The sequence below is a fragment of the Microbacterium sp. OR16 genome (assembly GCF_047306725.1).
Taxonomy (GTDB): Bacteria; Actinomycetota; Actinomycetes; order Actinomycetales; family Microbacteriaceae; genus Microbacterium.
This window is the reverse complement of record NZ_JAZEXK010000001.1, coordinates 1,715,418-1,741,764: the sequence shown is the minus strand read 5'-3', so window position 1 is coordinate 1,741,764 and position 26,347 is coordinate 1,715,418. Positions and strand designations below refer to the sequence as shown.

At 70.1% G+C, this 26,347-nt stretch carries 16 protein-coding genes; 13 read left to right on the top strand and 3 right to left on the bottom strand.

From position 1 onward, the window contains the following. Positions 1-10: 10 nt before the first annotated feature. Genes V2S05_RS08520 through V2S05_RS08505 form a run of 4 tightly spaced genes read left to right on the top strand, consistent with a single transcriptional unit; the run spans position 11 to position 4,804 of the window. The gene (locus tag V2S05_RS08520) at positions 11-742 is read left to right on the top strand and encodes an L-ribulose-5-phosphate 4-epimerase (RefSeq protein WP_413634748.1); all 732 of its coding nucleotides are present in this window, start codon (positions 11-13) and stop codon (positions 740-742) included. Further along, positions 739-2,307: a xylulokinase gene (locus V2S05_RS08515; RefSeq protein WP_413634747.1), complete on the top strand. Its 1,569-nt coding sequence runs from the start codon at positions 739-741 to the stop codon at positions 2,305-2,307. Before V2S05_RS08520 ends, V2S05_RS08515 begins: the two co-directional genes overlap by 4 nt. Positions 2,308-2,357: 50 nt before the next feature. Beyond that, positions 2,358-3,881 (top strand): L-arabinose isomerase, encoded by a 1,524-nt coding sequence (araA, locus tag V2S05_RS08510; RefSeq protein ID WP_413634746.1) that lies wholly within the window; start codon positions 2,358-2,360, stop codon positions 3,879-3,881. Continuing rightward, a complete protein-coding gene (locus V2S05_RS08505) occupies positions 3,881-4,804 on the top strand; it encodes an aldose 1-epimerase family protein (RefSeq protein WP_413634745.1) in 924 nt (307 codons plus the stop codon). The genes araA and V2S05_RS08505 overlap by 1 nt, the downstream gene beginning before the upstream one ends. Before the next feature lie 108 nt (positions 4,805-4,912). On the opposite strand, the gene xylB is transcribed toward V2S05_RS08505, so the two are convergent. From xylB to V2S05_RS08490, 3 genes are all read right to left on the bottom strand, one after another. After that, entirely contained in the window at positions 4,913-6,310 is a 1,398-nt protein-coding gene (xylB, locus tag V2S05_RS08500) for a xylulokinase (protein WP_413634744.1), read from the bottom strand. Positions 6,311-6,437: 127 nt separating this feature from the next. Beyond that, entirely contained in the window at positions 6,438-7,628 is a 1,191-nt protein-coding gene (gene xylA, locus V2S05_RS08495) for a xylose isomerase (RefSeq protein WP_413634743.1), read from the bottom strand. A gap of 105 nt (positions 7,629-7,733) precedes the next feature. Further along, positions 7,734-8,732: a LacI family DNA-binding transcriptional regulator gene (locus tag V2S05_RS08490; RefSeq protein WP_413634742.1), complete on the bottom strand. Its 999-nt coding sequence runs from the start codon at positions 8,730-8,732 to the stop codon at positions 7,734-7,736. 139 nt (positions 8,733-8,871) lie between these two features. On the opposite strand from V2S05_RS08490, the gene V2S05_RS08485 reads away from it, so the two are divergent. The 9 genes from V2S05_RS08485 (at position 8,872) to pulA (ending at position 26,311) form a co-directional block, all read left to right on the top strand. After that, positions 8,872-10,158, top strand: coding sequence for an extracellular solute-binding protein (locus V2S05_RS08485; RefSeq protein ID WP_413634741.1), 1,287 nt, complete (start codon positions 8,872-8,874; stop codon positions 10,156-10,158). Positions 10,159-10,165: 7 nt separating this feature from the next. Continuing rightward, positions 10,166-11,179 carry a carbohydrate ABC transporter permease gene (locus tag V2S05_RS08480; protein ID WP_413634740.1) on the top strand — a complete coding sequence of 338 codons (1,014 nt, stop codon included), beginning with the start codon at positions 10,166-10,168 and terminating at the stop codon, positions 11,177-11,179. Positions 11,180-11,208: 29 nt separating this feature from the next. Continuing rightward, a complete protein-coding gene (locus V2S05_RS08475; protein ID WP_413635259.1) occupies positions 11,209-12,072 on the top strand; it encodes a carbohydrate ABC transporter permease in 864 nt (287 codons plus the stop codon). A 1-nt stretch (position 12,073) separates the two neighbouring features. Further along, a complete protein-coding gene (locus V2S05_RS08470; protein WP_413634739.1) occupies positions 12,074-14,506 on the top strand; it encodes a beta-glucosidase in 2,433 nt (810 codons plus the stop codon). Next, a complete protein-coding gene (locus V2S05_RS08465) occupies positions 14,503-16,059 on the top strand; it encodes a family 43 glycosylhydrolase (protein WP_413634738.1) in 1,557 nt (518 codons plus the stop codon). Before V2S05_RS08470 ends, V2S05_RS08465 begins: the two co-directional genes overlap by 4 nt. A 58-nt stretch (positions 16,060-16,117) precedes the next feature. After that, entirely contained in the window at positions 16,118-17,296 is a 1,179-nt protein-coding gene (locus tag V2S05_RS08460; RefSeq protein WP_413634737.1) for an ROK family transcriptional regulator, read from the top strand. A gap of 46 nt (positions 17,297-17,342) precedes the next feature. Then, the gene (locus V2S05_RS08455) at positions 17,343-18,521 is read left to right on the top strand and encodes a thiolase family protein (RefSeq protein ID WP_413634736.1); all 1,179 of its coding nucleotides are present in this window, start codon (positions 17,343-17,345) and stop codon (positions 18,519-18,521) included. Positions 18,522-18,715: 194 nt separating this feature from the next. Continuing rightward, on the top strand, positions 18,716-19,792 hold the full coding sequence (locus tag V2S05_RS08450; RefSeq protein WP_413634735.1) for a ScyD/ScyE family protein: 1,077 nt from the start codon (positions 18,716-18,718) through the stop codon (positions 19,790-19,792). A 549-nt stretch (positions 19,793-20,341) separates the two neighbouring features. Then, positions 20,342-26,311, top strand: coding sequence for a pullulanase-type alpha-1,6-glucosidase (pulA, locus tag V2S05_RS08445; RefSeq protein WP_413634734.1), 5,970 nt, complete (start codon positions 20,342-20,344; stop codon positions 26,309-26,311). Positions 26,312-26,347 lie beyond the last annotated feature (36 nt).

The window sequence follows — 26,347 nt, the reverse complement described above, 5'->3', positions numbered from 1 at the left end:
CGAGGTACCCGTGAGCAATGAAGCCCCCTTCGCCCCCGAGGTGGAAGCCGCGATCCAGGCCGTGCGCATCGACGTCGCGCGCCTGCACGCAGAACTCGTCCGTTACGGTCTCGTCGTCTGGACGGGCGGCAACGTGTCCGCCCGCGTCCGCCTCTCCGACGACGGGGGCGGGGATCTGTTCGTGATCAAGCCGAGCGGTGTCTCGTACGACGACCTGGCACCCGAGAACATGATCCTCTGCGACCTCGACGGCAACGTCGTCCCGGGCAGCGCGGGCAGCGACCGCTCGCCGTCCAGCGACACCGCCGCGCACGCCTACGTGTACCGCAACATGGCGGACGTGGGCGGCGTGGTGCACACCCACTCGACCTACGCGGTCGCGTGGGCGGCGCGCGGCGAGGAGATCCCCTGCGTGATCACCGCGATGGCCGACGAGTTCGGCGGGCCGATCCCGGTCGGCCCCTTCGCGATCATCGGCGACGACTCGATCGGGCGCGGCATCGTCGACACCCTCACCGGTCACCGCTCGCGTGCCGTGCTGATGCAGAACCACGGTCCGTTCACGATCGGGGTGGATGCGAAGGATGCGGTGAAGGCGGCGGTCATGGTCGAGGACGTGGCTCGCACCGTGCACCACGCGCGCGAGGCGGGGCCGCTCATCCCCATTCCGCAGGAGGCGATCGATGCCCTCTTCGACCGGTACCAGAACGTGTACGGCCAGAACTCGGATGCCCGCCGATGAGCGCCACAGCAGAGACGATCCGATCGGGTCGCACGGCTCTCGGCATCGAACTCGGGTCGACGCGCATCAAGGCGTGCCTCATCGACGCCGACACCCACGAGGTGCTCGCCACAGGCTTCCACGACTGGGAGAACCGGTTCGAGAACCGTCTGTGGACCTACTCGCTCGACGCCGTGTGGACGGGCCTGCAGGAGGCCTACGCTGGGCTCGTCGCCGATGCGCACGACCGCTACGGCATCCGTCCGGCGACATTCGGGGCGATCGGCGTCTCGGCGATGATGCACGGCTACCTGCCGTTCGACCGCTCCGGTGAGCTTCTCGTGCCGTTCCGCACCTGGCGCAACACCAACACGGGCGCCGCCGCCGCGGAGCTGACCGACCTGCTCGGAGTGAACATCCCGCTGCGCTGGTCGATCGCCCATCTGCGCCAGGCACAGCTCGACGCCGAGCCGCACGTCGACGAGGTGCGATTCTTCACCACACTCGCCGGATACGTGCACTGGCAGCTCACCGGTCGTCGCGTGCTCGGCGTCGGCGACGCATCCGGCATGTTCCCGATCGACTCCGCGACCCGCGACTACGACCAGACGCTCATCGGACGGTACGACGCGCACACCGGCGGCGACCTGCGGGCCATGCTGCCCGAGGCGCTCGTCGCCGGCCGCGGGGCAGGGGCACTGACCGCCGCGGGGGCAGCGCTGCTCGATCCGACCGGCGCGCTGCAGCCGGGCATCCCGTTCTGTCCGCCCGAAGGCGACGCCGGCACGGGCATGGTGGCGACCAACGCCGTCTCACCCCGCACCGGGAACGTCAGCGCCGGCACCAGCATCTTCGCGATGGTCGTGCTCGAACGGCCGCTCGCCGAGGTGCACCACGAGCTCGACCTCGTGACCACGCCCGCCGGCGACGCGGTCGCCATGGTGCACTGCAACAACGGCGCCAGCGAGCTGGCGGCGTGGGTGGGCATGTTCGCCCGCTTCGCGGAGGCATCCGGCGCTCCGCAGCCGGCGGACGCCGTCTTCGAGACGCTGTTCCGTGAGGCGCTCGGGGGCGAGCCGGACGCGGGCGGCCTGCTCGCCTACAACCATCTCGCGGGCGAGCCCATCGCCGGCACCGACGAAGGACGACCGCTGTTCGTCCGCACGCCCGACAGCCGGTTCACCCTCGCGAACGTCATGCGCGCCCAGCTGTACGGCGTCTTCGGCACGCTCGCCCTCGGCATGCAGGTGCTCGCCGGCGAGGGTGTCGCGATCGAGCGGATGTTCGCACACGGCGGTGTATTCCGCACCGCCGGCGTCGCGCAGCGCTTCCTCGCCGGGGCGCTGAACGCGCCTGTCGCGGTCGGTGACACGGCATCCGAGGGCGGCGCCTGGGGCATCGCGGTGCTCGCCGCGTTCCTGGGCTCCGACCGTCCGCTGGGCGCCCACCTCGCCGAGCGGGTCTTCGCCGACGCCGACGTCAGCGTCGCAGATCCCCTGCCCGAGGACGTCGCCGGGTACACCGCCTACCTCGACCGCTACCGTGCCGGCATTGCCGTCGAAGCCGCCGCGGTCGCCGCGCTCTGAACCCATTCAGCATGAACCGCCCGACCGGGCCGACAGCACAAGGAACACCCATGACCCGCACCCCGCTCACCACCTCTCTCGACGAGTACGAGGTCTGGTTCCTCACCGGCAGCCAGCACCTCTACGGTCCCGAGACCCTCGCCCAGGTCGCCGATCAGTCGCAGCAGATCGCACGGACGCTCGACGAGGCGAGCGAGGTGCCCGTGCGGATCGTCTGGAAGCCGGTGCTCACCGACTCGGCATCCATCCGCCGCATCGCACTTGAGGCCAACGCCGATGACCGCGTGATCGGCCTGATCGCCTGGATGCACACGTTCAGCCCGGCCAAGATGTGGATCGCCGGGCTCGACGCGCTGCAGAAGCCGCTCGCGCACCTGCACACGCAGGCGAACGTCGAGCTGCCCTGGGCAGACATCGACTTCGACTTCATGAACCTCAACCAGGCCGCGCACGGCGACCGCGAGTTCGGGTACATCCAGACCCGTCTCGGAGTGCCGCGCAAGACCATCGTCGGTCACGCATCCGACCCGCGCGTGCGCCAGGAGCTCGCGACCTGGCAGCGCGCCGCCGCCGGTCTCGCCGCCGCCCGTTCGCTGAAGCTCGCCCGCTTCGGCGACAACATGCGCTTCGTCGCGGTCACCGAGGGCGACAAGACGGAGGCCGAGCTGCGCTTCGGCGTGCAGGTGAACACGTGGGGCGTGAACGACCTGGCGGATGCCGTGGCCGCCGCCTCGTCAAGCGACATCGACGCCCTCGTCGCCGAGTACGAGGAGCTGTACGAGGTAGCGCCCGAGCTGCGTCGCGGCGGCGACCGCCACCAGTCACTGCGCGACGGCGCCGCCATTGAGATCGGGCTGCGCTCGTTCCTCGAGGAGGGCGGGTTCGGCGCCTTCACCACCTCGTTCGAAGACCTCGGCGAGCTGAAGCAGCTGCCGGGCCTGGCCGTGCAGCGCCTGATGGCCGAGGGCTACGGGTTCGGCGCCGAGGGCGACTGGAAGACGGCGATCCTCGTGCGCGTGGCGAACGTGATGGGTGCGGGCCTGCGCGGCGGCGCCAGCCTCATGGAGGACTACACCTACGACATGACTCCCGGCGACGAGCTGATCCTCGGCGCGCACATGCTCGAGGTCTCTCCGTCGCTCACGTCGCACAAGCCGACCCTCGAGATCCACCCGCTCGGCATCGGCGGCAAGGACGACCCGGTGCGCCTGGTCTTCACAGCCGACCCGGGGCCGGCCGTCGTCGTCGCGCTGAGCGACATGCGCGACCGGTTCCGTCTCACGGCGAACGTCGTCGAGAACGTCGAGCCACGGGCGGCGCTGCCGAAGCTGCCGGTGGGACGTGCGGTGTGGAAGCCCGCGCCGGACTTCAACACCAGCGCAGCCGCGTGGCTGACCGCCGGCGCCGCGCACCACACGGTCATGTCGACCGCGGTGGGCATCGACGCATTCCGCGACTTCGCCGAGATGGCCGAAGTCGAGCTGCTCGTCATCGACGAGTCGACGACCCTGCCCGAGTTCCAGAAGCAGGTCCGCTGGAACGCGGCGTACCACCGCCTGGCTCAGGGGCTGTGATGCTGCCGGCATCCGGCCGTCAGCTCTCGATCGCCGGGCACGGCTATGCGGCGGTGATTGCCAGCGTCGGGGCCTCGCTGCGCACGCTCACGCACGAGGGGCGCGACCTCGTCGTGCCGTTCGACGCCGACGAGGTGCGGCCGAACTACCGTGGCGCCACGCTGGCGCCGTGGCCGAACCGCGTCGTCGACGGCCGCTACGCGTTCGCCGGCGCTCAGCACCGGCTCGCGCTCACCGAGCCGTCGCGGGGGCACGCCCTGCACGGACTGGCGGCCTGGCTGGAGTTCGCCGATCAGGTCGTCGAGCCCGACCGGGTCGTGCTCACGGCGGTGATCGAGCCGCAGGCGGGATACCCGTTCCGCGTCGAGGTCGAGGTGGAGTACCGCCTCGGCGCCGACGGTCTGACGCAGGTCGTGACCGGGCGCAACCTCGGGACCGACGCTGCGCCGTGGGGTACAGGCCCCCATCCGTATCTGGTCGCTTCCCCGTCCCTGCCGGGAGCCGTGGACGCGTGGACGCTGTCGCTGCCGGCATCCGAGGTGCTCACCGTGACCGACGACCGGCTGAGTCCCGTCGCGGTAGAGCCGGTCGACCGGCATCCGGAGTGGGACTTCCGCACGGCCCGCATGATCGGGGAGACCTTCATCGACCACGCCTTCACCGCGCTCGAGCGGATCGGCGGCATCGCCGAGGTGCAGGTGACTGCCGCAGACGGCACCGGCACGGCCATCAGCTGGGACGAGGTGTGCCCGTGGGTGCAGATCCACACCGCCGACACCCCCGAGGCGCACGCGACGCACCGGGTCGGGCTGGCGGTAGAGCCGATGACCTGCGCGCCGGACGCCTTCAACTCCGGCGCCGGTCTTGTGGTTCTCGAGCCAGGCGCCTCACACGCGGCCTCCTGGACGATCCGCGCCCTCTGATCTGCAGCTCGCGCGTCGAGAAACCACATCCGGCATGAGACATCGCGTGTGAACGCGCTTCTCATGCCGGAAGTGGTTCTCGGGCATCGGCCGGATCGGCCGCGGCGGCTAGGGCAGTCGAGCGGCGTACTGGGAGCGGATGCTCGAGACCGGCGCGCCCGTGGCCGCGGGCGCGTCGGCGTCGGCCGCCCACGCCGGACGCGAGCCGGTCAGGGCCCACGCGGCCTGCGCGCACGCGCCGAGGGCGACGTACTCCTGGGGCTGAGGCACGACGACAGGCACGTCGAAGACCTCGGAGGCGATCCGCTGCACCGCGGGATTCTGCGCTGCACCGCCGGTCAGCAGAACGCGGCCGACCTCGACGCCCTGCCGGCGGATCGCGTCGAGCCCTTCCGCCAGACCGCACAGCACGCCCTCGATCGCCGCACGCGCGAGGTTCTCGCGAGTCGTGCTGGCCAGCGTCATGCCGAAGAGAGTGGCGGTGGCATCCGGACGGTTGGGGGTGCGCTCACCCTCGAACCACGGCTGCAGCACCAATCCGCCCGCACCCGGCTCGGCGGCGAGAGCCAGGTCGCTGAGGGCGTGGTGGTCGACTCCGAGCAGGGCCGCCGTGGCATCCATCACCCGCGCCGCGTTCAGCGTCGCGATCAGCGGCAGCCACCCGCCCGCGGCGTCGGCGAACCCGGCCACCGTGCCCGACGCATCACGCACCGGGGCGTCGGTCACGGCGAAGACCGTGCCCGACGTGCCGATCGAGACGACCGCATCGCCCTGCCGTGCACCGAGCCCGAGGGCCGCCCCCGCGTTGTCGCCGGCTCCGGGCGCGACACGGCGTCCGTCGGGGTCGGAGACGTGCTCGTGCGGGTGCAGCACGCGGGGGAGCACCACCCGCGCAGCATCGCGGCGCAGCGCGTGCGACAGGATGTCGCGGTCGTAGCCGTCCGCTCCCCAGTACCCCGTCCCGCTGGCGTCGGAGCGGTCGGTGATCAGCTCGTCGAGCCGAGCGTCCTGCCTCTCCGACACCGGGCCGAAGCCCCGCAGCCGCCAGGTCAGCCAGTCGTGTGGCAGAGCGACGGCAGCGATGCGCGCCGCGTCGCTCGGCTCGTGGTCGGCCATCCAGCGCAGCTTCGTCACGGTGAACGACGCCACGGGCACGACTCCCGTGCGCTCGGCGAGATGGTCGGCGCCGAGCTCGGCGGTCAGGCACGCGGCGGCTCCTGCCGATCTCGTGTCGTTCCACAGCAGCGCGGGGCGGATGACTTCGCCACGCGAGTCGAGGGCGACGAGGCCATGCTGCTGACCGGCGATCGACCACGCGGCGACGTCGTCCATCCCGCCCGCGTCGGCGATCGCCCGCTGCAGGGCATCCCACCACGCCTCGGGGTCGACCTCCGTTCCCTCCGGATGCGGGGCGCGTCCGGTGCGCACGACGGCGCCGGTCGCCGCATCCCTCACGACGACCTTGCACGACTGGGTCGACGAGTCGACCCCCATCACGAGTGCCATATCAGCATCCTCTCCTCTGCGCTCGGCTGCGCCGACACCCCGAGCTCTCGCCGACATCCCGCCGTGTCGACGTCGGCAGGGCGGGGTCTCGGCGGCAGGGCGCGGTGTCGGCGAAGGGGCGACCGGGTCAGCGGGCGCCCATGAGGTGCTCGGTGGCCAGCTGCTGCAGGCGCACGAAGCCGAAGCCGTGTCCGCCCAGGTACGAGTCGGCGTCGAACTCCTCGTAGGCGCTGCGGTCGGCGAGCAGGTCGTCGTACGACTCGCCCTCGCCGAGGGTGGGCTGCGCGAGCTCGGCGACCTTCGCGGCGGCAAGGGCCTCCTGCACCTCCGGGTCGGCGCGGAACGCCTCTGCACGCTGCTTGAGCAGCAGATACATGCGCATGTTCGCGGCGGCCGAATCCCACACGCCCGTCTCGTCTTCGGTGCGGCTCGGCTTGTAGTCGAAGTGGCGGGGGCCGTCGTAGGCGGCACCGCCGTTCGGACCGCCGTGCTCGAGCAGGTCGACGAGCGAGAACGCGTTGTTCAGGTCGCCGTGCCCGAAGACGAGGTCCTGGTCGTACTTGATGCCGCGCTGGCCGTTCAGGTCGATGTGGAAGAGCTTGCCGTGGTACAGCGCCTGGGCGATACCGGCCGTGAAGTTCAGGCCCGCCATCTGCTCGTGACCCACCTCGGGGTTCAGGCCGACCAGCTCGGGGTGCTCGAGCGAGTCGATGAACGCGATCGCGTGGCCGAGGGTGGGCAGCAGGATGTCGCCGCGGGGCTCATTGGGTTTGGGCTCGATGGCGAAGCGGATGTCGTAGCCCTTGTCGGTGACGTAGTCGCCGAGCAGGTTGACCGCCTCGCGGTAGCGCTCGAGGGCGGCCTGGATGTCTTTCGCCGAGTCGTACTCGGCGCCCTCGCGGCCTCCCCACATGACGAACGTCTTGGCCCCCAGCTCGGCCGCGAGGTCGAGGTTGCGCAGCACCTTGCGCAGCGCGAAGCGACGCACCTGCCGGTCGTTCGAGGTGAAGCCGCCGTCCTTGAAGACCGGCGCGCTGAACAGGTTGGTCGTGACCATCGGCACGACGAGGCCGGTGGCGTCGAGTGCCCCCTTCAGCCGGTCGATCTGCTTCTGCCGCTCGGTGTCGGTCGACCCGAAGGCGAACAGATCGTCGTCGTGGAAGGTGAGGCCGTATGCGCCGAGCTCATCGAGCTTCTCGACGGCGTGCACGACGTCGAGCGCGGGCCGGGTCGGACCCCCGAACGGGTCGGTGCCGTTGTAGCCGATGGTCCAGAGCCCGAACGAGAATCGGTCGGCCTTGGTGGGGGTGAGAGACATGTGATCCGCCTTCAGCGACGTCGATGAAATGTTGTAGAGCCGAACATATCAATCGGATGCCGAAGGCGCAACGTCCCGACCTGGGCACGCGGGGGGCCGCGGGCCTCACCGCGCGGGGGCAGCGGTCGACGAGCGCACGACGAGCTCGGCGGGCAGCCGCACGTGCTCGGGGGCACCATCGTCGAGCATGCCCAGCAGCACGCGCACGGCGATCCTGCCCATCTCGTGCAGCGGCTGACGCACCGTGGTGAGCTGCGGATCGTGCGAGGCGGCCTCGGGCACATCGTCGAATCCGACAACCGACAGATCGTGCGGAACCCGCAGCCCCCGCTCGGCGGCGATGCGCATCATCTCGATGGCCGACTGGTCGTTCGCGGCGAAGATCGCGGTGGGGCGAGCGGGGAGGGCGAGCAGGTGGTGGGCTCCGGCAGTGGAGTCGGCGGCGCGGTAGCCGCCGTCGACGACGAGGGCGGGGTCGAAGGCGATGCCGGCATCGCGCAGAGCGCGCCGGTACCCCTCCTCGCGCTGGTGCGCGGACTCGAGGTCGGTACGACCGCGCAGATGCCCGATGCGCCGGTGCCCGAGGCTGATCAGGTGCTCGACGGCCGCCCGTGCGCCGTCGTGGTTGTGCACGCTCACGGTGGAGGTGCCCTTCGGCCCGGCATGCGGGTCGACGGCGACGATCGGCACCGTGGCGTGAGCAGGCGTCGTGGTCGGCGTGACGATGATCGCCCCGTCGATGAGTGTCCCGCCGAGGCGGGACAGGGAGCGCCGCTCCCAGCCGAGGTGCTCTCCGGCTGAGACGCTGCCGGCGTATGCGAGAACGTCGTAGCGGGTGTTCTGCAGGGCGGTCGACACCCCCTGCAGCAGCTGCACCGCGAACGGCTCGAACTCGGCGACGAGAACACCGATCACGTTGGTCTGCCGGCGGCGCATCGATGTCGCCACCAGCGAACTGGCATATCCCAGCTCCTCGACGACGTTCATCACCTGCGTGAGTGTGGCGGGCGCGACGCCGTCGCGACCGTTGATCGCCTTCGAGACGGTGGCGACCGAGACGCCGGCGGCCTTCGCGACGTCATGGATGGTGGGGCGGGCGACCATACACCCAGCCTAATGAGCGAAAACGTTATCGATAACGATTGACATGATCCGGGTCAGGTGCCAAAGTGGTGGCGACGAGATTGGGTGTCGTTGACAACAAATAGCCTCGCCCAGCCACTCAACGATGAGGAGACACAGCATGAAGATCCGGAAGACCTGGCTCGCGGCGGCTGCCGTCGTGGCCGTGGGAGCACTCGGCCTGAGCGGCTGCTCGAGCTCGAGCGGCGGAGACGGCGGCGGCGAGACGCTGACCATGTGGCACAACTCCACCACCGGCGAGGGCAAGCAGTACTGGGAAGACGCTGCGGCCGCGTTCCAGAAGGAGAACAAGGACGTCACGATCAAGGTCACGTCCATCCAGAACGAAGACATGGACGGCAAGCTGCAGACCGCCGTCAACTCCGGTGACATGCCCGACATCTTCATGGCGCGCGGTGGCGGCAAGCTTGCCGACATCGTCAGCGCCGACAAGGTGAAGGACCTCACCGACCTCATCGACGACGACGTCAAGGAGGCCATGGGGGACGCGCCGTTCGGTGCGTTCACCGTCGACGGCAAGATCTACGGCATGCCCAGCGCCGTGCTTCCCGGCGGCATGTTCTACAGCAAAGATCTCTTCGAGCAGGCGGGCATCACCTCCGAGCCCACCACGTTCGACGAGCTCAACGACGCCGTCTCGAAGCTCAAGGGTGCCGGCGTCGCGCCGATCGCCCTCGGCGCCAAGGCGGCATGGCCGGCAGCGCACTGGTACTACTTCTTCGCGGTGCGCGCCTGCGACCAGGACGTCATCGAGAACCTCGTCACCGACGCCGACTTCACCAACCCGTGCTGGCTCGAAGCCGCGAAGAACTTCCAGGAGTTCGCCGCCACCGAGCCGTTCCACAAGGGCTTCCTGACCACCGATCCGCAGGAGGGCGCCAACTCGTCCGCCGGCCTCATCGCCAATCACAAGGCGGCCATGGAGCTCATGGGCGCCTGGGACGTGGGTGTGATCGCCAGCCTGACGCCTGACGAGAAGCCGCTGCCCGACCTCGGCTGGTTCCCCTTCCCCGAGGTCGAAGGCGGAGACGGCGGAGCGGGCGCCATGATGGGCGGCGTCGACGGATACTCCTGTGCCAAGGACTCGCCTGCATCGTGCGAGGAATTCCTCAACTTCGTCTCGTCGAAGGAGTGGCAGGAGAAGTACGCGGTCGCGTTCCAGACCGTCCCCGCCTCGCAGGAGGCCACCGGCGCGGTCACCGACCCCTCGCTGAAGCCGCTGATGGAGGCGTACCAGAAGGCGCCGTACGTCGCTCTGTGGCTCGACACCGCTCTCGGCCAGAACGTCGGAAACGCGCTGAACACCAGCGTCGTCGAGATGCTCGCTGGTCAGGGCAGCCCGGAGAAGCTCGTCGACACCGTCGCCAAGGCGCAGGCGCGAGGCTGACCGAACCATGCACGACATCCAGGCACTGCAGCGCACCACGGTGCCTGAGAAGGACGCCGTCTCCGGGGCGGGCGCGACGCCCGCCCCGGAGCGGCGACCGCGGCGGGCCGACTGGCGCAAGCGCGCAGAGATAGCGCTCCTCTCGGGACCCGCCCTGATCATGTTCGTCGGCTTCGTCATCCTGCCGGTGGCGATGGCCGCGTTCTACGGCTTCTTCAAGTGGAACGGCTTCGGCTGGCCGACCGAGTTCATCGGTCTCGACAACTACGTGATGATCTGGCAGGACGACACGTTCCGCCAGGCCGTCACGCACAACGGCATCATCGTGGTGCTGTCGCTGCTGTTGCAGGGCCCGGTCGCGATCCTGTTCGCTCTGCTGATGAACCAGAAGATCCGCGGGCGCTCGATCATCCGCATCCTGATCTTCGCCCCGTACGTCATCTCCGAGGTGATCGTCGGCATCGGCTGGAGCCTGATGCTGCAGGATGCCGGGGCGCTGAACTCCCTGCTCGAGAAGTGGGGCCTCGGCGACTTCCAGCAGTCGTGGATCGCCGATCCGTCGATCGCCATGACGTCGCTGATGATCATCATCACCTGGAAGTACCTCGGCTTCGCCGTCATCCTCATGCTGGCGGGGATGCAGTCCATCCCCGAGGAGCTCTACGAAGCCGCGGCCATCGACGGCGCCGGCTTCTGGAAGATGCAGTGGGCGATCACCGTACCGCTGCTGGGACCCACCATCCGCATCTGGGCGTTCCTGTCGATCATCGGGTCGCTGCAGCTGTTCGACCTGGTCAACATCATCTGGGGTCAGTACATCGCCGCCACGGCAGGCACCTCGACGATGGCGACCTACATGTACCAGAACGGCCACCTGGCCGGCAGCTACGGATTCGGCAACGCCGTCGCCGTGATGCTGTTCATCATCACGCTCATCGTCGCGCTCCTCTACCAGCGCTTCGTCCTGCGCCGCGACACCGAGGGCGCACTGACCGGCGACGGCGGAAGGAAGCGCAAGTGAGTGCCGACAGCCTGAACACCCGGGTCGCCATCCAGGCGATCACCCCGAAGGGGCCGCGCCGCGTGCGCGAGTCCGGCGTCAAGTGGGGCAGCCCCGCGGTCTACCTGGTCGCGCTGGTGCTGATCGCCATCTGCATCACCCCGGTGCTCTACATCATCATCGGCGGGTTCCGCACGAACTCGCAGATCACCCTCGACCCGTCCGGGTTCCCGGCGCCCTGGCAGTTCGCCAACTACGGTGACGTGCTGGCCAGCTCGGAGTTCTGGGTCGCCATGATGAACTCCACGATCTCGGCGGTGGGCACCACCGTGGGCGCGGTTCTGCTCGGTCTCATGGCCAGCTACGTGATCGCCCGCTACGACTTCGGCGGGCGCGGCCTGATGTACTCGCTGTTCGCGGCCGGTCTGATGTTCCCCGTCACGGTCGCCATCACCCCGCTGTACATCCTCATCCGCAACCTCGGTCTGGTGAACAGCCTCGCCGGCATCATCCTCCCGCAGATCGCCTTCGCCCTGCCGATGACGATCATCATCCTCGTCCCGTTCCTGCGGGCGATCCCCAGGGAACTGGAGGAGGCGGCGTCGATCGACGGAGCCTCCCGACTGGGGTTCTTCTGGCGGATGGTGCTGCCGCTGAGCCTCCCGGGCGTCATCACGGTCGGCATCCTCGCGTTCGTGGGCGCGTGGAACGGCTACATGCTGCCGCTGTTCATCCTGAGCGATCAGAGCCTGTTCACCCTGCCGCTGGGTGTGCAGAACTTCGCCTTCCAGTACTCGGTCGACACCGCCCGCGTGCTGGCCTACACCTCGCTGTCGATGCTGCCCGCACTGGTCTTCTTCAGCCTGTTCGAGCGCCGCATCGTCGGCGGACTGACCGGAGCCGTGAAGGGCTGACATGTTCGATCGCACCTCATCCCCGGCCGCACCGCACGGTGTGCCCGCCTTCCCGACCCCCTCGGCTCGCGTCGCCGAGATCCTCGCGCGGATGACCCTCGACGAGAAGGCCGCCCAGCTCGTCGGCTACTGGCTCGACCAGGGCGGCGACGTGGTCGCCCCGATGCAGAACGAGATGGCCTCGGCGGGAGCGTCGAGCGCCCTGAGCGATATCACGCGCGACGGCATCGGCCACTACACGCGCGTGTACGGCACCCGCCCCGTCGACCCGGCCGAGCGGGCGGCGTGGCTGTGGAACGAGCAGCGCCGGCTGCGGCGCGAGACGCGCCTGGGCATCCCCGCGATCGTGCACGAGGAGTGCCTCACGGGCCTTGCGGCGTGGAAGGCTGCGACGTTCCCCACGCCGCTCGCCTGGGGCGCCGCCTTCGATCCGGATCTCGTCGCACAGATGGGCGCGCTGATCGGGCAGTCGATGCGCGAGCTCGGCATCCATCAGGGCCTCGCCCCGGTGCTCGACGTCGTCCGCGATCCGCGCTGGGGGCGCGTCGACGAGTGCATCGGCGAGGATCCGTACCTGGTCGGAACGATCGGCACCGCTTACGTGCAGGGCTTGCAGTCGCAGGGCGTGCACGCGACCCTCAAGCACTTCCTCGGCTACTCCGGGTCGCGCGCGGGGCGCAACCACGCCCCGGTCTCGGCCGGCCCGCGCGAGGTCGCCGACGTCTTCCTGCCGCCGTTCGAGATGGCCATCCGCGACGGCGGTGCGCGCGGGGTCATGAACAGCTACTCCGAGATCGACGGGCTGCCCGTGGCAGCCGACCCGTCGTTGCTCACCGACCTGCTGCGCGACGGGCTCGGCTTCGACGGGGTCGTCGTCGCCGACTACTTCGCCGTAGCCTTCCTCGAGGTCATGCACGCCGTCGCGCGTGATCGCGGTGAGGCCGCCGAACTCGCGCTGAAGGCCGGGATCGACGTCGAACTGCCGTCCGGCGACGCCTACCTCGCGCCGCTCACCGAGCGCGTGCGCGCAGGAGAGCTCGACGAGGCCTACCTCGATCGCGCCGTGATCCGCGTGCTTACGCAGAAAGAGGAGCTCGGACTGCTCGAGGCGGAGGCCTTCCAGGACGAGCCGCCGGCGGTCGTCGACCTCGACACCGCCGAGCACCGAGCGGTCGCGCTGCGCCTGGCCGCCGAGTCGGTCGTGCTGCTCGCGAACGACGGGGTGCTGCCTCTATCCGACCGTCGCGCGCGCATCGCCCTGGTCGGGCCGAACGCCGACCGCGCGGCTGCGCTGCAGGGCTGCTATTCCTTCGCCAACCACGTGCTCGCCCATCACCCCGACCACGAGATCGGATTCGAGATCCCCACGGTCCGCGAGGCGCTCGTCGCGGCGATGCCGGATGCCGAGATCGTGCACCTGAGCGGATGCGACGTCGAGGGCACCGACCGGTCCGGGTTCGACGCCGCGGCTCAGGCGGCAGCGGACGCCGACCTGGCCGTCGTGGTCGTCGGCGATCAGGCGGGTCTGTTCGGCCGGGGCACGGTCGGCGAGGGCAACGACGTGCAGTCGCTCGATCTGCCCGGTGTGCAGCGCGAGCTCGTCGAGCGGATCGTCGAGACCGGCACGCCGGTCATCATGATCCTGCTGACCGGCCGCCCGTACGCGATCGGGTGGGCGCTGGAGGGCGCCGCGCGACCGGCCGCGGTGCTGCAGTCGTTCTTCCCCGGCGAGGCGGGCGGCACGGCGATCGCCCAGGTGCTGACCGGAGAGGTCGTGCCGTCGGGCCGGATGCCGGTCAGCCTGCCCCGCTTCTCGGGCGCGCAGCCGTACAGCTACCTGCATCCCATCCTCGGCGGCCCCTCGGAGGTGACCGCCACCGACCCCACGCCGCTGCGGCCGTTCGGGTTCGGCCTGTCGTACACGACCTTCGCCTACGACGACCTGGAGGTGCCCGCCGAGGCGAGTACCGACGGCCGCTTCACCGCGTCGGTCACCGTGACCAACACGGGCGACCTGCCCGGAGACGAGATCGTTCAGCTGTACGGCCGAGACGTCGCGGCATCCGTCACCCGCCCTGTCACGCAGCTGCTCGGCTACGCGCGGGTGGCGGTCGATCCGGGCGAGAGCCGTCGGGTGAGCTTCGACGTGCCCGCCGGTCGCTTCGCCTTCACCGACCGCACCCTCACCCGCGTCGTCGAACCGGGGGAGGTGCTGGTCTGGGCGGCGGCCCATGCCGCGGCATCCGCTCCCGCAGCCGATCTCGCCGGCACGACCGGCGGCGCGATCTCGAACGAGCGCATCCGTGAGCGGGTGGTGCTGCCCGGCGCGGCCACGACGCCGCGCCGCATGGTGCTCACCGGGGACGTGCACCGGGTGACCGGCGGCGACGGTCGTGTCGTGACCGTCGAGGTGTCGCAGGGGGTGCCGGCATGACCGCCACCAACCCCGTGCTGCCCGGCTGTCATCCCGACCCGTCGGTGTGCCGGGTGGGGGAGTGGTATTACCTCGTGACCTCGACGTTCGAGTATCTTCCCGGCCTGCCGGTGATGCGCTCGCGCGATCTGGTGCGGTGGGAGACGATCGGCCACGTCATCGACCGCTCAGGGATGCTCGACTTCGATGGGATCCGTTCGTCGGGTGGTCTGTACGCGCCCACGATCCGTCACGGTCTCGGCCTGTTCTGGGTGGTGTGCACACTCGTCGACCCTGCCGATCCGAGCCGAGGAGGCAACTTCGTCGTCACCGCCGAGCAGCCGGAGGGTCCGTGGAGCGACCCGGTGATGCTGGACGTCGACGGGATCGACCCGTCGCTGGCCTTCGACGACGACGGACGCGTGTGGATGCACGGCACGCGCCTCGCGCGCGATCCGGAGTGGTACCACCAGACCGAGGTCTGGGTGCGGGAGTACTCTCCCGCGCAGCACGCGCTGATCGGCGACGAGCACGTGATCTGGCGAGGGGCCGTGCACGGTGCGGTGTGGGCGGAGGGCCCGCACCTGTACCCGATCGACGGCGAATGGTATCTCGTCGCAGCCGAGGGCGGCACCGAATTCCACCACGCCGTGAGCGTGGCCAGGGCCGCCGCGGTGACCGGTCCCTATCAGGGCAATAGGGCGAATCCCGTCTTCACGCACCGTCATCTCGGCCGCCGTACGGACGTGATCGGGGCGGGGCACGCCGACCTCGTGCAGGCGCCGGACGGCTCGTGGCAGGCGCTGATGCTCGCGATGCGCGCGGCCGACGGGCACCACTACCCGCTGGGACGCGAGACGTTCCTCTGCCCGATCGAATGGCAGAACGGGTGGCCCGTCTTCGCTCCCGGCGAGGGGGTGCTGCCGCACGAGATCGCGGCGCCATGGGCGACGCAGGCCGCTCCGGCCGGAAGCTGGCAGCCCGACGATCGCCGGGCGGGCGCCGTGCTCCCGCAGGATGCGCGGTGGACGGCGCTGCGCGCGCTCCCGGCGGAGATCGGCTCGGCGGACGGCGAGACCTGGCGGATGCCGGTGCGATCGGCGACGCTGCGGGATGCCACGACCGTGGCGTTCCTGGGCATCCGGCAGCAGCACTCCGACGCCGACGTGCGCTGCGTGCTGGACATCGGCGGGCTGGCCGAGGGCGAGAGCGGTGCGCTGGTCGTGCGCCAGTCGGAGCAGGACCACGCCGCGGCCGTCGTGACGCGAACGGCTGCGGGCGCGGTGCTGAGCGTCGTGCACGTGCGCGCTGGCGACGAGGCTCAGCTCGCCTCGCGCACTCTGCCCGACCACGCGCGGATCGAGCTGCACCTGCACGCCCGCGGGTACGAGCTCGAGTTCTTGCACGACGGGCTCTCGCTCGCGACGGTCGACGCGCGGCAGCTCGACGCGTCGTCGACGGGCGGGTTCCTGGGTCTGTGGCTCGGGGTGTGCGCGAGCAGCTCGGGGCGCGTCGCCCAGGGGCAGCTGGCGATCGAGACGTTCGAATACGCACCGGTCGGCGTCGAGCAGTGACCGAGCGGCCCGCTCCTCGGTAGCCTGGGGATCGACGGCGGCAGAAAGCGGACCAAGCATGAGCGAACGCGCCACGACGGTCGAGGGCGTACGGCGCACCAACCTCGGCGAGGTGCTGCGACTGGTGCACCACAGCGGACCGCGCTCGCGCGCGGTGATCACCGCCGAGACGGGGCTGAACCGATCGACGGTCAGCGACCTCGTCTCCCGTCTCGCCGAGGCGGGTCTCGTCGACGAGCACGACCCCGATCCCACCCGGCGGGTCGGTCGGCCCTCGCCGATCGTCGCGCCGAGCCGTGACGTGGTCGCCATCGGCATCAACCCCGAGATCGATGCGGTCGAGGTCGGCGCGGTATCGCTGGGCGGCGTGGTGCGCCGTCGCGCGCGCGTCGCGGTCACCCGGCCCGACGTCGATGAGGTGATCGACGTGGTCGCGCGGGTGGTCGACGGGTGGAGCGGTGATCTGCAGGGGTGCCGGGTGATCGGCGCCGGCGTGGCGGTGCCGGGCCTGGTGCGCATGGCCGACGGCATCGTGCGATTGGCCCCTCACCTCGGCTGGCGGGATGCCGAGATCGGCGGTCCTCTATCCGCGGCGCTGGGGCTGCCGGTCGCGGTCGGAAACGACGCATCGTACGGGGCGCGCGCCGAGCGGCTGTTCGGGGCGGCGCGGGAGCACGCCGACGTGGTGTACCTCAACGGCGGCGCCAGCGGCATCGGCGGCGGACTGATCCTGCACGGTCAGCTCATCGGCGGGGCGGGCGGGTACGCCGGCGAATGGGGGCAGACGGCGGCGTGCATCGCGGATGCCAGGGATCGACGTGTCGATGACGGGGTGCTGGAAGACGAGGTCAACCGCGCCCGGCTGCTGGCGTCGGCGGGTCTGGGAGGGGCGGACGACGACGAGCTCGCCCTCGCCCTGGCCGACAGCTCCGCTGTGCAGGCGAGTGAGGAGGCCGCGCGGCAGCGCCGGATCCTCGCCGCGACTCTGCGCAACGCCGTCAATGTGCTCAACCCCTCGATGATCGTGCTCGGCGGTTTCCTCGCGGTGCTCCGCGACCTGGACCGCAAGTCGTTCGATGAGGCCGTGCGCGCTCAGGCGCTCGCCGCGCCCTCGGAGGGCCTGCAGCTGGCATCCGCCGCTCTCGGCGCCGATCGCCTGCTGATCGGCGCCGCGGACGCCGCCTTCGATCGACTACTCGCCGACCCTCTCGCACCTGCCCCGTTCCTGACCGCCTGATCGCCGCCCGGCGACGGCCAGCATCTGATCGGGGCAGGATGGAGCCATGAGCAGCGAAGCCGTGATCGTCGACGTCGTCCGCACCCCGGTGGGTCGGGGCAAGCCCGGGGGGATGCTGTCGGGCGTGCATCCCGTCGATCTCGCCGCCGGTGTGCTGCAGAGCCTGCTCGAGCGCAATGGGATCGAGTCGGGGCAGGTCGACGACGTGCTGCTCGGCTGCGTCAGCCAGGTGGGCGATCAGGCCATGAATATCGCCAGGCAGGCCGTGCTCGCGGCGGGCTTCGACGAGACGGTGCCGGCGACGACGATCGACCGGCAGTGCGGTTCGAGTCAGCAGGCCGTGCACTTCGCCGCCGCGGGGATCGCGGCCGGGGAGAGCGACATCGTCATCGTCGGTGGAGTGGAGTCGATGAGCCGCGTGCCGCTCGGTGCCTCCGCAGCGGGCGGCACGCCGATGTCGCCGCGGCTCCGGGCGCGCTATCCGGACGGGCTGGTGAATCAGGGTGTGAGCGCTGAGCTCATCGCGCAGCGCTGGGGTCTCGACCGCGACCGGCTCGACGCGTACGCGGCCCGGTCGCACGCCCGCGCTGCACAGGCCTGGCGGGACGGATTCTTCGACCGCACCGTTGTCGCGGTGCCTGAGGCTCCGGATGTCAGAGCCGACGAGACCGTGCGCGAGGGGACGACGGCCGAGAAGCTGGCGGGGCTGCCGGTGTCCTTCCGCACGGATGCGCTCGCCGAACGATTCCCCGATCTGAAGTGGTCGATCACGCCGGGAAACTCCTCGCCGCTCACCGACGGGGCATCCGCCGCGCTGATGATGAGCGCCGACCGCGCCGAGCAGCTCGGTCTCACCCCGCGTGCCCGCTTCCGCGCGTTCGACGTGATCGGCGACGACCCGATGCTGATGCTCACCGGGCCGATCCCCGCCACGCGTCGCGTGCTCGAGCGCGCGGGTCTGACGATCGACGATCTCGACGCCTACGAGGTCAACGAGGCCTTCGCTTCGGTGCCGCTCGCCTGGGCCAGTGAGCTCGGTGCCGACCCGGCGAAGCTCAACCCGCGCGGCGGTGCCATCGCGCTCGGCCACGCCCTCGGTTCCTCGGGCACCCGCCTGCTCGGCACTCTTCTCGATCACCTCGAGGCGACCGGCGGCCGTCTCGGTCTGCAGACGATGTGCGAGGGCGGCGGCATGGCCAACGCCCTCGTCCTCGAGCGGCTCTGACGCCGTCGCACCACGCGGTCGACCCTGTCTCCGAGGCGTCGGACGGAGGCTCTTGAACTTCGACGAAGCGCGGAGGAGGATGTCGGCGAACCGACATCGAGGTCGGTTCATCGGCATCCGGACGTCTGCTGGGGAGGCTCCGCCCGGTTTGAACACGGTCCGGCGTGGAAACCGGACCGGGAATCGGAGGCATCATGCGCGTTCGTCGTGCACTCATCGCAGTGAGCGCCCTCTCGGCTCTCGCTCTCACAACGCCGGCGCTCGCGTCGGCAGCCGACCGGACGCCGGTGGTGAAGGAATGGTCGACGCAGCTCGCGGCGCCGTTCAGTCTCGCCGTGGAAGGTCACCGCCTGCTCGTCGCCGACGGCGGGACGGGCACCGTCGGACAGCTGCAGCCGGACGGCAGCATCGCTCCCATCGTCGAGGGCGTTCCGGGGCTCGCCGGCCTCGCGACGCGCGGCTCGTGGATGGCCTACGGATCCTCGGTCGAGGACGGCGGCGCGGAGCCGCCCGTCATCACCGAGAGCGGCCTGAACATCCGCGACCCGCGCAGCGGGACCCGATACGTCGATCTGCGGGCGTACGAGGATGCGAACAACCCCGATGCGGGCAATGCGTACGGCGTCACGGACCCGACGAGCTGCGCTGCGGGCACGGCCTACACCGGCCTGTACGACTCTCATGTCTACGGCGTCGCCGCCTGGCACAGGGGCTGGCTGGTCGCCGATGCCGCCTCCAACGCGGTGTACCAGGTCAGCGACAAGGGAGAGATCAGCACGCTCGCGGTGCTGCCACCGGTTCCGGTCACCCTCACCGCAGAGACGGCCGGGATGCTGGGGCTCGGGGACTGCGCGATCGGAGACGTCTACTACGCCGAACCGGTCCCGACCGGCGTCGCCGTCGGCCCGGGAGGCGCGATCTACGTGACCACGCTGCCCGGCTTTCCGGGGGAGTCGGCGTCTCTCGGCGCGCTCTGGCGGATCGACAGCCGCACCGGTGCGCTCAGCCAGGTCGCATCCGGCTTCTCCGGGCCGACCAGCCTCTCCATCGCCGCGAACCGGGTCTACGTCGCCGAGCTGTTCGGCGATGGGATCTCGATCGTCAAGGACGGCCAGGTGTCGCCGTTCGCCGCTCTGCCGGGGGCGGTGGGCGTGGCCGCATCCTCGAACGGCACGGTCTGGGCTTCGACGCTCGATTTCGCCGGGGGACCGGGCAAACTGGTGAGCATCGCCAACGGCGAGGTGAAGGTGCAGGCGCACCTTCGTCGCTGAGCGCCTCGCACGCGCGGCACCCGCACTGATGGGAGAGACCCCCGCCGACCCGATTCGGCGGGGGTCTCGCGGTCTGCGACCGCGGTGGGAGCGAGGTGCTCACCACGGCGCGGCCGAGGCAGGCACCCGATCCGGTCTCGCTCTGTCGCCGCGCACAGACTTTTCTACGCGGCCCAGGTGACATCGGGGTGAACGGCGCCCCAATCCTCGGGGCGCACCCGCCCTCTCGCCCTGCCCCCGCTCTTTTGTCCCCGCCCCCTTGCCCCCGCCCCCCGGCGAGACTTGCGTTCCCGCACGAGACAGGGCTCCAGAACGCCGGTCTCATGCTGGAAGACAAGTCTCGCGGGGTGGGTCGGGTGACCGGGAGGCGTCGGGTACCGGCACCAGGTCGCCGCTGGAAGCGCTTGCGCATCGAACTGGAGGCGGCGGTCGAGCGCGCCGGATTCCCGACATCCGGATGCTGGAAGCGCTTGCACAACGACGCGGAGGGCTGTTACCTTCGCAGCACAGCCACCGGCGCGCCGCCGCGCCCTTCCTGACGGAGTCCCTGTGTCGAAGAAGACCTCCCTACGCCGTACCGCCCTGCTCGCGACCGCCGCTCTCGTGGCATCCGGTCTGTCCTCCTTCGGTGCGCTCGCGGCGCCGGCCGTGGCAGCCGACCGCACCGTCGCCCTCGTCGGCGACCTGCAGTCGGAGCTCGGCTGCGCAGCCGACTGGGCGCCCGACTGCGCGGCGACCGAGCTCACCCCGACCGGCGCCGAGGGCATCTACTCGGCGTCGTTCGAGGTGCCCGCCGGCAGCTATGAGTACAAGGTCGCGCTCGATGACGCGTGGGACGAGGCGTACGGGCTCGACGGTACCGGCGACAACATCCCGCTCACCGTGGGCGGCCCCTCGACGCTGCGTTTCACGTTCGACGACAACATCAAGCGTGTCGGCGTCGAGGTCGAGAGCCTGAAGAAGGGCTACACGGCAGACGACGACGCCCTGATTTCGAAGCCCGTGCGCCAGGCAGGCGCCGACGAGCAGTTCTACTTCGTGATGACCGACCGCTTCGCGAACGGCGACACCTCGAACGACACCGGATCGATCGATGGCGACCGTCTCGCCACCGGCTTCGACCCGACCAACAAGGGCTTCTACCAGGGCGGCGACATCGCAGGCCTTCGCGAGAACCTCGACTACATCGATGGCCTCGGCACCACCGCCATCTGGCTGACCCCCAGCTTCGCCAACAAGCCGGTGCAGGGCACCGGGGCCGACGCCAGCGCCGGCTACCACGGCTACTGGATCACCGATTTCACGCGCATCGACCCGCACCTGGGCACGAACGCCGAGCTCGAGTCGCTCATCGCCGAGGCGCACGACCGCGGCATCAAGGTGTACTTCGACATCATCACCAACCACACCGCCGACGTCATCGACTACAGCGAGAAGCAGTACTCATACATCGATCAGGCGACCAAGCCCTACAAGACGGCAGACGGCACGGCGTTCGACCCCGCCGAGTACGCAGGCACCGACGACTTCCCGACCCTCGACGCCAAGACGAGCTTCCCGTACACGCCGGTCGTCGCCGACGCCGAGAAGGACGCGAAGACGCCCTCCTGGCTCAACGACCCGACTCTGTACCACAACCGCGGAAACTCGACCTGGTCTGGCGAATCCGTCACCTACGGCGACTTCGACGGCCTCGACGACCTGATGACCGAGCACCCGACCGTGGTTAACGGATTCGTGAAGGTCTACCAGGACTGGATCGACCTCGGCATCGACGGCTTCCGCATCGACACCGTCAAGCACGTCAACTTTGAGTTCTGGCAGAAGTGGACGAAGGGCGTGCTCGACTACGCCCACGGCAAGGGCAAGGACGACTTCTTCATGTTCGGCGAGGTCTACGACGCCGACCCGGTCAAGCTCGCGCCCTACGTGCGCGACACCGACATGAACTCGGTGCTCGACTTCACCTTCCAGTCGTCGGCTGTCAGCTACGCCTCGGGCAACTCCGCCAAGGGCCTGCAGACGCTGTTCGCGGGCGACGACCGCTACACGACCCCCGACACCAGCGCGAGTGCGTTGCCGACGTTCCTCGGCAACCACGACATGGGCCGTGTCGGATCGTTCCTGCGCAACACCGACGCCCCGCAGAAGCGCGTCGAGCTCGCCAACGAGCTGATGTTCCTCACCCGCGGACAGCCGGTGATCTACTACGGCGACGAGCAGGGCTTCGCCGGCACCGGCGGCGACAAGGACGCACGTCAGACGCTGTTCGCGACCAAGGTGGCCGAGTACGCCGACCAGAAGCTCGTGACCGGCGAGCGGGCGGGCTCTGTCGACCGCTACAGCACGACGGCTCCGCTCTACACGCAGATCGCCAAGCTGTCGAAGCTTCGCGAGGCGCACCCGGCGCTCAGCGACGGTGCGCAGATCGAGCGCCACGCGGCCTCGGGCGCCGGCGTCTATGCGTTCTCCCGCGTCGACGCGAGCGACAAGGTCGAGTACCTGGTCGCAGTGAACAACGCCACCTCCGCGCAGACGGTCGACCTCACGACCCTCACCGCCGACGCCTCGTACACGGTGCTGCACGGTGACGCGAAGGCGATCTCGACCGACGCGGGCGCCGCGACCTCGATCACGGTGCCGGCCCTGTCGGCGGTCGTGTGGAAGGCCGACGCCACGGTGACGGCTCCGGCCGAGGCCGCCGCGATCACCGTCGCCGCACCCGCCGCGGGCGCCGCGCTGAAGGACCAGGCGCCCGTGCAGGCCGACATCGCCGACCAGTGGGCGCAGACGAGCTTCTCGTGGCGCGTCGCCGGATCCGACGAGTGGCACGCACTCGGCACGGCCGAAGACACCGAGCCGCGCGTCTACCACGACATCCGCGGCCTGAAGAAGGGCACGCTGGTCGAGTACCGCGCCGTCACGACGGATGCCGCAGGCAACCACTCCGCAGCATCCACCTACGCCTCGGTCGGCAACCAGGTGTCGCTCGCGGTGGAGGAGAAGCCCGAGTCGCCGATCGAGATGGTCACGGTGCCCGGCAGCCTGAACTCCGAGATGGGCTGCGCCGGCGATTGGGACCCGGCGTGCGAGAAGGCGAAGCTGACGCTGCGCTCCGACGGTATCTGGGCCGGCACGTTCGACCTGCCTGCCGGTGACTACGAGTACAAGGCCGCGATCGACGGCAGCTGGGCGGTCAACTACGGCGCGAACGGCGTGCTCGACGGCCCCAACGTCGCCGTCTCGCACAAGGGCGGCAAGATCTCGTTCTACTTCGACCCGCGCACGAACATCGTGCAGTCCAGCGCCGAGGGCCCGATCGTGACCCTGCCCGGCTCGCTGCAGGATGAGCTCGGCTGCTCGGGCGACTGGATGCCCGACTGCCTGGCCACCCTCATGGCCGACGGCGACCGCGACGGCGTGTACGAGTTCTCGAGCTCCGAGCTGCCCACCGGCGCCTACGAGCTGAAGGTCGCGCACGGTCTCAGCTGGGACGAGAACTACGGTGCCGACGGCGCTGCGGGCGGTGCGAACATCTCGTTCAGCGCCACCGAGGGCAAGGTCACATCGTTCCGCTACACCCTCGACACGCACGTGCTCGAGGTGACCAGCGACGACTCGCCGCTCCCCGGCACCGGCGAGCAGCGCGCGCAGTGGATCGACGAGCGCACCATCGCCTGGCCGGCGAAGCTCGGCTCGCCCGACCGTGCCGCCTACCAGCTGTACGCGTCGGCTGACGCTTCGGTGAAGGTCGCCGACGGCGACGTGACCGGCGCCGAGCCGATCGCGCTGAACGTGATCGACGGCGGACTCACCGACGCGCAGAAGAAGCGCTTCCCCGCGCTGGCCGGCTATCTCGCGCTTCAGGTTCCGGATGCTGATGCAGCCACCCTTCTGAAGGGCCAGCTGGCCGTCGCGCAGCGCGACACCTCTGGTGCTCTCACCGCGTTCACCGGTGTGCAGATCGCCGGCGTGCTCGACGACCTCTACGCCGACGAGGTCGACGACCAGCGCCTCGGCGTGACCTTCAAGGGAGTCAACCCGACCTTCCGCCTGTGGGCGCCGACCGCGCAGAGCGCGACGCTGCTCACGTGGGACGCGGGGGCGGGCGCCGACGTGCAGCCCACCCGTCACACGGCCGCGTACGACCGGGCATCCGGCGTCTGGACGGTCAAGGGCAAGAAGGCGCTGAAGAACGACGAGTACCTGTGGGAGGTCGTCGTGTACGCGCCGACCACCGGCAAGGTCGAGACCAACCGGGTCACCGACCCGTACTCGGTCGCGCTCACCGAGAACTCCGAGCGCTCCGTCGCCATCAGCCTCGACGACAAGGCGTTCCAGCCGAAGGCGTGGAGCAAGACGAAGGCCCCGGTCGTCGCCCGCTCGGTCGACCGCGCGATCTACGAGCTGCACATCCGCGACTTCTCGGTCGGCGACAAGAGCGTGCCCGAGGCGGAGCGCGGCACCTACCTCGCGTTCACGCGCGACGGAGCCGGTGCGAAGCAGCTGCGCCAGCTCGCGGACGCGGGCATCAACACCGTGCACCTGCTGCCGTCGTTCGACATCGCGACGATCGAAGAGAACCGGACGAAGCAGGCTCAGCCTGACTGCGACCTGCGCTCGTACGGTCCGGCCGACCCCGCGCAGCAGGAGTGCGTGGCGGCGGTCGCCGCCAAGGACGGCTTCAACTGGGGGTACGACCCGTACCACTACTCGACTCCCGAGGGCTCGTACGCGGTCAACCCCGACGGCGGCGCGCGCGTGGCGGAGTTCCGCTCGATGGTCGGTGCCCTGCACGGCATGGGCCTGCAGGTCGTGCTCGACCAGGTGTTCAACCACACCGCCGAGTCGGGCCAGGCAGACCGCTCGGTGCTCGACCGAGTCGTTCCCGGCTACTTCCACCGCCTGAACGCGGCGGGTGCGGTCGAGACCTCCACGTGCTGCGAGAACGTCGCCACCGAGCACTCGGTCGCGCAGAAGCTGATGGTCGACTCGGTTGTCACCTGGGCGCGTGACTACAAGGTCGACGGCTTCCGCTTCGACCTGATGGGGCACCACTCGACGGCCAACATGCGCGCTGTGCGCAAGGCGCTCGACGCCCTCACCGTGAAGGAAGACGGGGTCGACGGCAAGTCGATCCTCCTCTACGGCGAAGGCTGGAACTTCGGCGAGGTCGCTGACAACGCGCTGTTCGAGCAGGCCACGCAGGGGCAGCTCGGCGGCACGGGAATCGGCACGTTCAACGACCGGCTGCGCGACGCCGTGCATGGCGGCAGCCCGGTCGACGGCTCGTCGACCTTCCGTCAGGGCTTCGGCACCGGTCTCGGCACCGACCCGAACGGCAACGCCATCAACGGCAGCGCCGAGCAGGCGCTCGCCGACCTCGGCCACGAGACCGACCTGGTCAAGCTGGGCCTGGTCGGGAACCTGCGCGACTTCGCTTTCACGACCAGCGATGGCAAGGTCACCTCGGGCGACGACATCGACTACCGCGGCTCCCGCGCCGGGTACGCCGACGAGCCCGACGAGGTCATCAACTACGTCGACGCGCACGACAACGAGACGCTGTACGACCTGTCGGTCTTCAAGCTGCCGGTCGGCACCTCGATGGCAGACCGGGTGCGCATGAACACGCTGTCGCTCGCCACGGTGACGCTGTCGCAGTCGCCGTCGTTCTGGCATGCGGGCACCGAGCTGCTGCGCTCGAAGTCGCTCGACCGCAACAGCTACGACTCCGGCGACTGGTTCAACCGCATCGACTGGACGGGCAAGGAGTCGACGTTCGGATCCGGTCTGCCGATGGCCGCCGACAACGAAGAGAAGTGGGGCATCATGCGCCCGCTGCTCGAGAACGCGGCGCTCAAGCCGAAGCCTGCCGACATCGCCGCTGCAGAGGCGAGTGCCCTCGACCTGCTGCGCGTGCGCGGCGAGGTCGGCCTGCTGCGCCTCGGGTCGGCGAAGCTGATCGAGCAGAAGGTCTCCTTCCCCAACGGGGGAGCGGATGCCACTCCCGGCGTCATCACGATGCAGATCGACGACCTCGTGGGTGCTGACGTCGATCCGGCTCTCGACGGCGCCCTGGTGATCTTCAACGCCTCGCCGAAGGCCGTCACCCAGACGGTCGCAGATCTGGCCGGCCGCTCGTTCGGCCTCACGCCGGCACAGGCCAAGGGCTCGGACGCGGTCGTGAAGACGACGACGTGGGATGCCAAGGCCGGCAAGGTCACGGTGCCCGCACGCACGGTGGCGGTGCTCGTCGACACGCAGGACGAGCCGACGGAGCCGACCGAGCCGACGGAGCCGACCGAGCCGAGCCAGCCCAGCGCCGGCGGCGACTCCGGTCAGCCCAGTGCGGGCGGATCGGGCTCGGCCGCCGACGGCGAGCTCGCGATCACGGGCGCCGAGGCGCCGTGGGCGGCGGTCGTCGGTGCGACGCTGCTGCTGGTGCTCGGGGCCGGGCTGGTGCTCCTGCGCCGCCGCGCAGTCGCCGCGGTCGCCGCCGACGCCGAGGTCGACTAAGTCGGCGGGACGGATCACAGCATCCGGATCAACAGA

Coding starts and splice junctions, on each gene's coding strand:
- V2S05_RS08485 (WP_413634741.1), top strand. CDS start 8,872: ATGAAGATCCGGAAGACCTGGCTCGCGGCGGCTGCCGTCGTGGCCGTG.
- V2S05_RS08480 (WP_413634740.1), top strand. CDS start 10,166: ATGCACGACATCCAGGCACTGCAGCGCACCACGGTGCCTGAGAAGGAC.
- V2S05_RS08465 (WP_413634738.1), top strand. CDS start 14,503: ATGACCGCCACCAACCCCGTGCTGCCCGGCTGTCATCCCGACCCGTCG.
- V2S05_RS08460 (WP_413634737.1), top strand. CDS start 16,118: ATGAGCGAACGCGCCACGACGGTCGAGGGCGTACGGCGCACCAACCTC.
- V2S05_RS08470 (WP_413634739.1), top strand. CDS start 12,074: ATGTTCGATCGCACCTCATCCCCGGCCGCACCGCACGGTGTGCCCGCC.
- V2S05_RS08455 (WP_413634736.1), top strand. CDS start 17,343: ATGAGCAGCGAAGCCGTGATCGTCGACGTCGTCCGCACCCCGGTGGGT.
- xylA (WP_413634743.1), bottom strand. CDS start 7,628: ATGTCTCTCACCCCCACCAAGGCCGACCGATTCTCGTTCGGGCTCTGG.
- V2S05_RS08515 (WP_413634747.1), top strand. CDS start 739: ATGAGCGCCACAGCAGAGACGATCCGATCGGGTCGCACGGCTCTCGGC.
- araA (WP_413634746.1), top strand. CDS start 2,358: ATGACCCGCACCCCGCTCACCACCTCTCTCGACGAGTACGAGGTCTGG.
- xylB (WP_413634744.1), bottom strand. CDS start 6,310: ATGGCACTCGTGATGGGGGTCGACTCGTCGACCCAGTCGTGCAAGGTC.
- V2S05_RS08505 (WP_413634745.1), top strand. CDS start 3,881: ATGCTGCCGGCATCCGGCCGTCAGCTCTCGATCGCCGGGCACGGCTAT.
- V2S05_RS08450 (WP_413634735.1), top strand. CDS start 18,716: ATGCGCGTTCGTCGTGCACTCATCGCAGTGAGCGCCCTCTCGGCTCTC.
- V2S05_RS08490 (WP_413634742.1), bottom strand. CDS start 8,732: ATGGTCGCCCGCCCCACCATCCATGACGTCGCGAAGGCCGCCGGCGTC.